Raw genomic sequence first — 639 nt, 5'->3', positions numbered from 1 at the left:
TCGCCTAAGTCCGCCACTTTTTTCAGTGATGTCATCATTGAATTAATAGAATCTCTTTCATAGAATTAATGCAAGGCCGACTCAAAGAGAATTCTAGACATAACACATGGCAAAACCCTTAAAAAGAAAAAGGACGCAAATATTCATCACAAGATGGAAGTGTTATCATAATTAGGAAGGAGGGATTATAGTGTTAGTTCCCGTGATTCTCGCCGCCGGAAAAGGCAAGAGATTGAAGTCTGAGGTTCCCAAGCCATTAGTAAAAATAAAGGGAAAACCCATGATAATTCACGTCTTGAACAAGGTTTCGGCTTTTTGTGAAAGCAAATGCTCAATTGTTGTAATTAATCCGGACTTTGAAAAGGAATTCAGAGAAGTGCTCGATGAAAATACTCTTTTAGCTTATCAGAACTCACCCAAAGGAACCGCCGACGCTTTGAAGAGGAGCCTTCACCTGATCCCAGACAACTCAGACATTCTAGTGATGTACTCTGATCTTGTTCTTATCGCAAAGGGATCTTTGAAATCTCTGGTAGAGCTTCACAGGAACGGTGACTGTGATATTACTTTTCTCTCTGGAATCACCCAGGAAAAGTTTCCCTATGCACTGGTCGAGAGAAATGAAAATGGTAAAGTCGT

1 protein-coding gene is annotated in these 639 nt (G+C 40.2%); it reads left to right on the top strand.

All coding sequences use genetic code 11. The features are described 5' to 3' along the window. Positions 1-190 precede the first annotated feature (190 nt). The coding region (locus BG32_RS12940) for an NTP transferase domain-containing protein (protein WP_183084341.1) at positions 191-639 on the top strand (449 nt) is incomplete at its 3' end.

The sequence above is a fragment of the Mesotoga sp. HF07.pep.5.2.highcov genome (assembly GCF_003666285.1).
In the GTDB taxonomy this organism is placed as follows: domain Bacteria; phylum Thermotogota; class Thermotogae; order Petrotogales; family Kosmotogaceae; genus Mesotoga; species Mesotoga prima.
The sequence above is the reverse complement of the archived record's forward strand: the minus strand, read 5'-3'. Positions and strand labels throughout refer to the sequence as shown.